This window comes from Pseudomonas sp. MWU16-30323 (assembly GCF_020515595.1).
GTDB lineage: Bacteria > Pseudomonadota > Gammaproteobacteria > Pseudomonadales > Pseudomonadaceae > Aquipseudomonas > Aquipseudomonas yamanorum.
In genome coordinates this window covers 49,729-58,989 of sequence record NZ_JAIWYM010000033.1, presented here as the reverse complement: position 1 = coordinate 58,989, position 9,261 = coordinate 49,729, and the positions used below count along the sequence as shown (strand labels likewise).

The window sequence follows — 9,261 nt, the reverse complement described above, 5'->3', positions numbered from 1 at the left end:
ATTACGCAGCGAGTATCGCTACGACCCATTGGGGCGGCGCATCGGCAAACGGGTGTATCGCAACGAGAGCGAACAGGCGCAGAGCGAAAGTAATATTCGGTGGAGGTATCGGCTGTATTTTTGCCGATAGTCGAGCGAAAAAGATGAAAGAAGGAGAGGTGGGTGGTGACTTCCTCGTTCAATTTACTTGATTTCATTTACACACAAGCGACCGCTCTACTCAGGCCATCTTATCAACGAGACTGATGATTACTATCGAACCGGTCGCCTATTGCCTTGCCGAAACCCATTCCTATAATCGCTTCCACTTTCCCCCTCCCGTCTGTCCTCAGGCGAAATATCCTCCCGGAACCCGACACCATGCCAAGCGCAAGCCGGGCCCCTAGCGGCCTCCCCGAACATAATCAACAAACCGTCCTGCAACAGTGGCTGGCGATTCTCTCGGTTGCCGTGGGCGCCTTCGCCCTGGTCACCAGCGAATTCCTGCCAGTAGGCGTACTCAACGACGTCGCCGCCGACCTCGGCATCAGCGCCGGCCACGCCGGCCTGATGGTTACCCTGCCCGGCATCATGGCCGCCCTCGCCGCCCCGCTGCTGTCGGTGGGCATTGGCGCCATGGACCGCCGCTACCTGCTGATCGGCCTGACGCTGATCATGATCATCGCCAACATGGTGGTGGCCTACGCCAGCGACTTCAGCCTGCTGCTGTTCGGCCGCGTGTTGCTGGGCATCAGCATCGGTGGCTTCTGGGCCACGGCCATCGCCCTCAGCGGCCGCCTGGCGCCCAAGGGCGTGGGCGTCGCGAAAGCCACTTCGATCATCATGATGGGCGTGACCCTGGCCACCGTCCTCGGCGTACCCGTCGGCACCTGGCTGAGCGGCCTGATGGGCTGGCGCATGACCTTCCTCGTCACCGCGCTGGTGGGCATCCCGGTACTGCTGGCGCAGATGTTCCTGCTGCCGCGCCTCGAACCGGAAAAAGCCATCCGCATCAGCGACCTGCCGGCCCTGTTCATCAACCCACAAGCCCGAGTCGGCTTGATCGCCGTGCTGCTGATCGGCCTGGCACACTTTGCCGCGTACACCTACGTCGCGCCGTTCTTCAAAAACAGCTCCGGCTTCGACGGCCCGACCATTGGTTCCCTGCTGCTGCTCTACGGCGTGGCCGGCGTAATGGGCAACGTCTTCGCCGGCTTCGCCGCCAACCGCAGCGTGCGCCACACCCTGCTGCTGGTGGCCCTGATGATCGGCACCAGCACCGCCCTATTCCCCTACTTCGCCACCGGCATGAGCGGCGCCGTGATGCTGATCGCACTGTGGGGCTTCGCCTTCGGCGCCTTCCCGGCCTGCGCGAGTATCTGGATGTTCGTGGTTGCGCCCAAGGATGTGGAACGTGGCATGCCGCTGTTCGTGGCGTTGTTCCAGGTGATCATTGCCGTGGGCTCGTTCTTTGGCGGGCAGATTGTCGACAAGATGGGGACGTCGGTGCTGTTGAGTTTGGCGACCGCGTTGGTGGGCGCCGGGTTTGTGACGGTGCTGGTGTTGGGGCGCAAGGTGAGTAACAGCCTGGCGGCCCAACCGGCCTGAGAAAAAAAACGGGACTGATGGATTTCAGTCCCGTGGCTTGGGGCAGTGAGCACGGCGCCTTGCTCCATTGCCTACAGTTGCGTCAGAATCCGCCGGCTTGTGCACCTGGCTGGGCGTCTCTAAGGTTGCTCGGTCGCTGAAAACTCAGTGATCGGGTTTAGTAGCCCGAGGTCCAACCTAACGTGTGCATGAGCTTCATCTGTCGGACGTCCTTGTCTGTGCTCGATGGTGGCTGTGCGTAGGGCGCCCTCGGGCGCGCCGGTTTTTGTTAGGTTCCCCCGGTCTACTAACCTGCGTACAGCTGCCACCCCCTCGTTTAGTAGCAACGGGGTGGAAGCCCGAGCAAGGAACTTAACGATGTTCAAGGTAACGCCGAATCCTCCGGGAACTCCCGATTTGAAACTCAACCAAGCCGCGCACCGTGCCTTGGATCACTATCTCAATCCCTCCTCCGCCAAGACCACCCCGCCGTCGGGTGCGCTGTTCAGTGTGGCTGCTGATGCCAGCAGCGAAAGTCTGATTACCAATAGCTATGAAACCTTTGCCTCGGTCAGCGCGTTGCTGCTTGATCTCTCGGAAGAGCTGAGCGGGAAAGACCGTGATGTGGCGTTGGCGATTCACCAGCTCAGTGAGCTGGGAGTGCTGTTGATGGGCAAGCTGATGGATCGGGAGGTGCCTTGTAGCTGAGGCTGGATGTAGTCCGGGCTGCTCACTAGCTCAATAGATCAGTCGCCGAGGCGTTGCAGGCATCTGCAGCGGCTCAGCGAAAATGGATAGTTGGTGGGTTTTACTGCGATCATTGCGCGGTTGGGTTTGTAACAAGCGACCTTTTACAAGGTGCAGAACGATCATGAGCGACCGCATCTGGCCGTTTACTGCCCATTGCGAAAGCAGCAATCGGATTTCTGCCCCGCGATAAGCCTCAATCCAGCCACTGCGCGGTTCTATACCATCAGAACCCCAAGCATTTTCTCCTCGTTTATCCAGCCGTGGCGACTGACTCGGTTTCACGAAAAACAGTTCATCGCCCTGAAGCAACAACGTACGTCGCTCTGCCTCGGCTCGATGCGTTCAAGCTAGGCGTCATCGGACTTCGTGTTTTTCTTGTGCAAGTGGGACGGGCTGTTCGTCAGAAAGGCCTGCAGCCTTACTGGTCTGATTTGTAGTGGATGAAACTGAAGATCGACAAGCCTCAGCCCACTGCCTGCAACCAATGAAGTAAATCCATTTCCAGGCTGCCTGGCTTAGGGGCTGTGGGAGACAACAGGCAGTAGTGTGAGCCGTCTTCAACAAATCCTAATGGCGCAACTAACACGCCGCTCTGGATATCGTCGCGCACTAAGTGCCATGGGCCAATTGCTACCCCGAGGCCTGCAACAGCCGCTTGGATGCTGAAATAAAAGTGCTCAAAAGATTGCATCTCCGTGGCAGTAACGGGCAGTCCTTTTGCATTAGCCCACTCCTGCCAAGCCGTAGGTCGGCTAGTAGTCTGAAGCAGCGGGGCTGTGGAGCGCAGACTTTTCCTGCTTTTGCCGAACCACTGATCTGCCTTTTCTGGCCGACAGACAGGGCCGATCTTCTCTGGGAATAGGGTCTCAGCATGATAACCGGAGGGGCGAGGAAAATCGTCCCGCCGAATGGCTAAATCTATGCCATGGTCGAATGAAAAGACGCCGCCTCCGGCCACTAAATGAATGTCTATCCCTCGATGAGGTGCTTGGAAGTCGCTCCAACGAGGGATCAGCCATCGCATTAACAGCGTTGGCTCGCAGGACAGCACAAGCTGACGAGCACGACGGGCGTCGGTGCGTATCTCGCGAACTGCCTGGTTCATCAATCCAAGCCCTTCACTAACTGCTTTCGCCAGGTGTCTTCCGGCGTCCGTTAAAAAAACCCTTCGGCTACGCCGCTCGAACAGTTCAACGCCCAGATCCTCTTCAAGCAAGCGCACTGCTCGGCTTATAGCACCTGGTGTCAGATGCAGTTCGTCAGCTGCACGGGCGAAGTTTTCGAACCTTCCGGCTGATTCGAAGCAACGCAACGCCAGCAGAGAAGGCGTGCGCGTCTCGGAGATTGATGAGCTGTAGTCACTATTACCTTCAGAAATCATCGTTATTGCCAGTGCGTATGGTCTGTAAAAATAGCTTTATACCACCATTAATTCGAAGAGTGCCGCATGAGCGAATGGATAGTAGTAATCACCATTACGATACTCGCATGTATCAGTCCCGGGCCGGATTTCGCCATGGTTTCTCGCAACGGATTGCTACTGTCTCGACGGGCGGGCGTCCTCACCGCTGTGGGTATTGGTTTGGGGGTGCTTGTCCACCTCTGCTATACGCTGCTCGGACTAGGGTTAGTGCTTCAACAATCGCCTTGGTTGTTCAATGCGCTGAAGCTGGCTGGAGCTGCGTATCTCGTCTACCTAGGCATCAAAATGCTTCGTTCTAAGCCGGCTATTGAACCGCTGGACGCACCGCCACCGGCGATATCAGATTTTGCAGCTCTGCGTACGGGATTTCTCACGAATGCGTTGAATCCGAAAACTTCGATCTTCATCGTTAGTCTGTTCATGGGTGTAGTACGACCGGACACTGCCTTGACAGTGCAAATTGCATATGGGCTTTCCATCGCTGGGGCGCACACGGTGTGGTTCAGTCTCGTCGCGCTGTGCTTCTCGGCCGGGATGGTGCGCGAGAAATTGTTGGCTGCAAGACAATGGATTGACCGAATTTTTGGAGGCCTACTCGTGAGCTTCGGGATATTACTGGCAATCGCTCAGCGTTCAGTCTGAGTTGAGTTAGCTCTTGCGCAGTGCCTATCAGAACGCCGCATGTTCAAGTTGTTTCTCGAAGGCCGCCAGCACGGCGCTCTGCTTACTGGAGGATGCTCAGTTCCAGTCCATTCCGATCCCCTCTGTGCCCTCCTGGCGCGGAGGTTTCACTTGAGCCAGCTGCGTAGACATGCGTGCTGGCACGACCATGGATAGACGTACGCGGTATGCCAGTTCCGGAGCGTAAACCATCGGTGTCGATCTCTACTTAAGTATTCATAGTTGAAACGGCTAGAACACATAAGCGAGTAGCACATGTTTAAGTAAAACATTGTCACCGGCCGCTCCTGGCCCCCATTAGCCATTCATGACAGACCGCCTCCGGCCAAGCCAGTGAGCCACTTCTACCCTACCGATGAGTAAAACCAAAACACCCCGCACTTCAACCAAAGGCGGGGTGTTCTCTCCAGCATCACTTCACATCAATCACATCGCCGTATGAAAAATCTGCTCGATCTCATCCTGATTGGCAGGACGTGGATTGGTAAAGCCGCAGGCGTCTTTCATGGCGTTGGTTGCCAGGGTCGGAATATCGTCAGCCTTCACACCCAATTCGACGAGCCCGCTCGGAATCCCCACATCCGCAGACAGTTTACGGATAGCCGCGATGGCCGCAGCAGCCCCCTTCTCCGCGTCCAGATGCTGAGTCTCAACCCCCATCGCATGGGCAATGTCTTTAAACCGGGCCGGGCATACGCTGGCGTTGAAGCTCGACACATGAGGCAGCAGGATCGCGTTGCACACGCCGTGAGGCAGGTCGTAGAACCCGCCCAGTTGGTGCGCCATGGCGTGTACGTAACCCAGCGAAGCATTGTTGAAGGCCATGCCGGCAAGGAATTGCGCGTAGGCCATGTTTTCCCGGGCGGTCATGTCGCTACCCTGGGCAACGGCGGTGCGCAGGTTGGCCGATATCAGTTCGATGGCTTTGAGTGCGCAGGCATCGGTGATCGGCGTGGCCGCCGTCGACACGTAGGCTTCGACGGCGTGGGTCAGTGCGTCCATGCCGGTGGCGGCGGTCAGGCCTTTGGGCATGGCGGCCATCAGCGAAGGATCGTTGACGGATAACAGGGGGGTGACGTTGCGGTCGACGATGGCCATTTTCACGTGGCGGACTTCGTCGGTGATGATGCAGAAACGGGTCATTTCACTCGCCGTGCCGGCGGTGGTGTTGATGGCGATCAGTGGCATTTGTGGCTTGGCGGATTGGTCCACGCCTTCGTAGTCGCTGATGTGCCCACCGTTGGCGGCGCACAGGGCAATGCCCTTGGCGCAGTCATGGGGTGAACCGCCGCCCAGGGAAATAATGAAATCACAGTCGCTGCGGGCCAGCAGTTCCAGGCCCTTCTCCACGTTGCTGACGGTCGGATTCGGTTTGGCGCCGTCAAACAGGGTGGAGTCGATGTCTTGCTGGGCCAACAGGCCGGCAACCTTGGCCGCCACACCGGCTTTGGCCAGGCCGGCATCGGTGACGATCAAGGCTTTGCGGAATCCGTACTTGCGGATTGCGAGCATCGCCTCGTCGAGGCTGCCAATGCCCATCATGTTCACGGAGGGAATGAAGAAGGTGCTACTCATGATAAATCCTCTTTTTATTATGGAGACACGGGAGTCAGTGAGGTTTTCTACTCATCTCGCAGGTGATGCGGCGCGTCTTGTTGTCATCGTTGACGATCACAAGGCTGAGCCTAAACCTATGGCGTCAGACCGAAATGGTCCTTTAGCGGGCATTGACACCTCCTTTAGTACTGGAACAGGGCATTACCCATTCCATGGGGGCGGCAGCAAAATCTGACGCCCACAGGCCAAGACCCGCACGGAGGGTTATGATGCTTCGCTGATCAACAGCCCTCACCCACCCTTCTGTGCAGGAACTGCAAAATGAGCATTGACTGGATCAACTTCACGCCTTGGACGTCATTAGGCGGAGGCGCCTTGATCGGGCTGTCCGTCAGCGTGTTTGTTCTCGCGAATGGCCGAGTCGCAGGTATCAGCGGCGTGCTGGGCAGCGTGATGCGGTTTGGCAGTGAGGGCTGGGGCGAGAAAGCGTTGTTTCTGCTTGGCCTGGTGATTGCGCCAATGCTGTGGGGGCTGTTTAGCGTCTTGCCACAGATCGAGATCACGGCACAGTGGCCGGCCTTGGTGATGGCGGGGTTGCTCGTCGGCTTGGGAACCCGGTACGGCTCCGGCTGTACCAGTGGTCACGGGGTGTGTGGGATCTCTCGATTGTCACCCCGCTCCCTGGTGGCGACCGTGTGCTTTATGACCGCCGGCTTTGCAACGGTATACCTCATCCGCCATGTGCTGGGGGTTTGAAGGTGATGACCAAGTTGACCGCATTTCTCGCCGGGCTGATCTTTGGCCTGGGCCTGCTCCTGGCCGGCATGGCCAACCCCGCCAAGGTGTTGGCTTTTCTCGACGTGGCCGGGGCTTGGGACCCGTCACTCGCCTTGGTGATGGTCGGGGCCATCGCCGTGGCAGTTGTCCCGATGAATTGGGCGCGCAAGCACAAACGATCCTTGCTCGCAGCCCCCATGCAGTTACCTGTGAGCAGGGAATTGGACCGGCGCTTGATAGGGGGCAGCGTGGTGTTCGGTATTGGCTGGGGAATTGCCGGTATCTGCCCTGGGCCTGCGGTCGCCATTCTGTTTACCGGGCACTGGAAAATGCTCATCTTCGTAGTGGCGATGCTGGTGGGTATGTATGTGTTTTCCAGCCTGGAAGGCCGGCGCACGTCTTGATGGGGCCTGACCTCGATTTCTCTGTAGGCAAACCCAAGAAACAGTAACCTGCTGGTCATAAACCAGACGGAAGGCACACAGGAAGTCTAAAGTTGTTAATCGCAGGGCAGATAACCCCTATGTCGTTCATATCCGCAACAAAGTTCAAGGATCGAACTCATGACCCAGCGTCAATCCAGCCACACTCCCCCTCTCGGTCATCCGCGTTTTCGCTGGTTCGCTTTCATCCCGGTCGTACCCGCCGTGATTTGGACAGTCATGCAATCAACCTCTGCAGCCAACCTGACGGCCTGCGCGGTACTGGTGTTGATCGGCCTCGGTGCCTGCGCGTGGAGCGCGAGTTCGCAGCGTGACGCAGCGCAGCTAGGCGTTGCGCGGGCGCAGACGGATCAGGCCGTCGCGCAAGCGGCGCGCAACGCCATGGCCTCGCGGGCACAGCTCGATGAGGTGTTGCTGGGCGCCATGCCGATCTGGGCCAAGCAGGTAGAAAGCTCGCGCCATCAGACCGAAGAAGCGATTGTGAGCCTGGCTAACCGGTTTACCGGGATCGCCGCGCGTTTGCAGGAAACAGTACAAGCCTCGCAGCACGCTGCCGGTGAACTGGATGGCCACGCCGCCGATGGGGCGCTTGAGGCGCTGGCACGCAGCGACAGTGAACTGAGCCAGGTGATCGATTCGCTCAAAGCCACTCAAAGCAGCCGTGACCAAACCTTGGCCCAGGTCCGCAGCCTTACCGCCTACACAGGTGAACTGCGCACCATGGCCGCTGACGTGGCAGCGATTGCCGCACAAACCAACCTGCTGGCCCTCAACGCCGCCATCGAGGCGGCGCGTGCCGGTGAGGCCGGTCGTGGCTTCGCAGTGGTGGCCGATGCGGTGCGCAGCCTGTCGAGCAAATCCAGTGAAACCGGCCAGCAGATGTCGGCCAAAGTCGACATCATCAATAACGCCATTACTCAATTGGTGCAGGCCGCGTCCAGCAGTGCCGACCAGGACAGCCATTCGGTGGCCGAGTCCGAAAACAGTATTCAAGTGGTGCTCGAACGCTTCCAGAACATCACCGGGCGTCTGGCCGAATCCGCCGACCTGCTCAAGCAGGAAAGTTACGGCATCCGGGATGAGATGACTGAGGTGCTGGTCAACCTGCAATTCCAGGACCGGGTCAGCCAGATCCTCAGCCACGTGCGCGACAACATGCACGCCCTGCATGACCACCTTCTGCAGGCCAGCCAGGCCCCGGACCAGACGGTAGCCGTCGACGCCCGCCAGTGGCTAGCACGCATGGAAGCCACCTACGCCACCGAGGAGCAACGGCGCATCCATCATGGTGAAGCGACCGTGCAGCAGAATTCCCAAGACATTACTTTCTTTTAGGAGCGCATCATGGCAAAGAGTGTATTAGTGGTCGACGACTCCAGCAGTGTGCGGCAAGTGGTCGGTATTGCCTTGAGAAGTGCCGGTTACGACGTCATCGAGGCCAGCGACGGCAAGGATGCCCTGGGCAAGCTCACCGGGCAGAAGGTGCACCTGATCATCAGCGACGTGAACATGCCCAACATGGACGGCATCACCTTCGTCAAGGAGGTCAAGAAGCTGGCCAACTACAAGTTCACGCCTATCATCATGCTGACCACTGAATCCCAGGAGTCGAAGAAGGCCGAGGGCCAGGCCGCCGGCGCCAAGGCCTGGGTGGTCAAGCCGTTCCAGCCGGCGCAGATGCTGGCAGCGGTGTCAAAACTGATACTGCCCTGATCCCCGGCGCCAAGGAGGCTCCCATGTCGATAGCCACTGAAACCTGCGACGACACTGCCCGCGTGCGCATTGACGGCGAGCTTACGATCTACACCGTAGCGGAACTGGCGGGCGCGCTGCTGCCGCAGATCGGCGCGGCACCACGCCTTGAGTTGGACCTGTCTCAGGTCACGGAACTGGATGGCGCCGGCTTGCAGTTGCTCGCGGTCATCCGGCGTGAGGCCGGTATTGCCGGCGTCGCCTTGAGCGTGACCGGCCAGAGCCCGGTGCTCATACAGGCGCTCCAACTGTGTCGCATTGAGGCCTCATAGTCAGCGCCTCCCACGTTTTTTGATCGACAAGGAAAGTCAC

The 9,261-nt window shown here is 58.6% G+C and carries 12 protein-coding genes; 9 read left to right on the top strand and 3 right to left on the bottom strand.

Annotation, left to right across the window (positions count from 1 at the left end):
- The 3 genes from LIY45_RS26240 to LIY45_RS26230 form a co-directional block, all read left to right on the top strand.
- A partial coding sequence (locus tag LIY45_RS26240) for a hypothetical protein (RefSeq protein ID WP_226478110.1) occupies positions 1 to 191 on the top strand: 191 nt, incomplete at its 5' end.
- A 169-nt stretch (positions 192 to 360) separates the two neighbouring features.
- Positions 361 to 1,587, top strand: coding sequence for an MFS transporter (locus tag LIY45_RS26235; protein WP_017475280.1), 1,227 nt, complete (start codon positions 361 to 363; stop codon positions 1,585 to 1,587).
- Between the two features lie 357 nt (positions 1,588 to 1,944).
- Complete coding sequence (locus tag LIY45_RS26230) at positions 1,945 to 2,274, top strand: DUF6124 family protein (protein WP_226478109.1); 330 nt, start codon at positions 1,945 to 1,947, stop codon at positions 2,272 to 2,274.
- A gap of 30 nt (positions 2,275 to 2,304) precedes the next feature.
- On the opposite strand, the gene LIY45_RS26225 is transcribed toward LIY45_RS26230, so the two are convergent.
- Positions 2,305 to 2,598 (bottom strand): hypothetical protein, encoded by a 294-nt coding sequence (locus LIY45_RS26225; RefSeq protein WP_226478108.1) that lies wholly within the window; start codon positions 2,596 to 2,598, stop codon positions 2,305 to 2,307.
- A 181-nt stretch (positions 2,599 to 2,779) separates the two neighbouring features.
- On the bottom strand, positions 2,780 to 3,697 hold the full coding sequence (locus LIY45_RS26220) for a LysR family transcriptional regulator (protein ID WP_226478107.1): 918 nt from the start codon (positions 3,695 to 3,697) through the stop codon (positions 2,780 to 2,782).
- Between the two features lie 66 nt (positions 3,698 to 3,763).
- On the opposite strand from LIY45_RS26220, the gene LIY45_RS26215 reads away from it, so the two are divergent.
- Positions 3,764 to 4,381 carry a LysE family translocator gene (locus LIY45_RS26215; protein ID WP_201139966.1) on the top strand — a complete coding sequence of 206 codons (618 nt, stop codon included), beginning with the start codon at positions 3,764 to 3,766 and terminating at the stop codon, positions 4,379 to 4,381.
- 465 nt (positions 4,382 to 4,846) lie between these two features.
- Here LIY45_RS26215 and yiaY read toward each other — a convergent pair whose 3' ends face one another.
- Positions 4,847 to 5,995 (bottom strand): L-threonine dehydrogenase, encoded by a 1,149-nt coding sequence (gene yiaY, locus LIY45_RS26210; RefSeq protein ID WP_017475285.1) that lies wholly within the window; start codon positions 5,993 to 5,995, stop codon positions 4,847 to 4,849.
- Between the two features lie 303 nt (positions 5,996 to 6,298).
- On the opposite strand from yiaY, the gene LIY45_RS26205 reads away from it, so the two are divergent.
- From LIY45_RS26205 to LIY45_RS26185, 5 genes are all read left to right on the top strand, one after another.
- Positions 6,299 to 6,733, top strand: a complete 435-nt coding sequence (locus tag LIY45_RS26205) for a YeeE/YedE family protein (protein WP_226478106.1) — start codon at positions 6,299 to 6,301, stop codon at positions 6,731 to 6,733.
- 5 nt (positions 6,734 to 6,738) lie between these two features.
- On the top strand, positions 6,739 to 7,158 hold the full coding sequence (locus LIY45_RS26200) for a DUF6691 family protein (RefSeq protein WP_226478105.1): 420 nt from the start codon (positions 6,739 to 6,741) through the stop codon (positions 7,156 to 7,158).
- Positions 7,159 to 7,317: 159 nt separating this feature from the next.
- Positions 7,318 to 8,532, top strand: a complete 1,215-nt coding sequence (locus LIY45_RS26195; RefSeq protein WP_226478104.1) for a methyl-accepting chemotaxis protein — start codon at positions 7,318 to 7,320, stop codon at positions 8,530 to 8,532.
- A 9-nt stretch (positions 8,533 to 8,541) separates the two neighbouring features.
- Positions 8,542 to 8,910 carry a response regulator gene (locus LIY45_RS26190; RefSeq protein WP_017475297.1) on the top strand — a complete coding sequence of 123 codons (369 nt, stop codon included), beginning with the start codon at positions 8,542 to 8,544 and terminating at the stop codon, positions 8,908 to 8,910.
- 23 nt (positions 8,911 to 8,933) lie between these two features.
- A complete protein-coding gene (locus LIY45_RS26185; protein ID WP_226478103.1) occupies positions 8,934 to 9,221 on the top strand; it encodes an STAS domain-containing protein in 288 nt (95 codons plus the stop codon).
- The last annotated feature ends 40 nt before the right edge of the window (positions 9,222 to 9,261 follow it).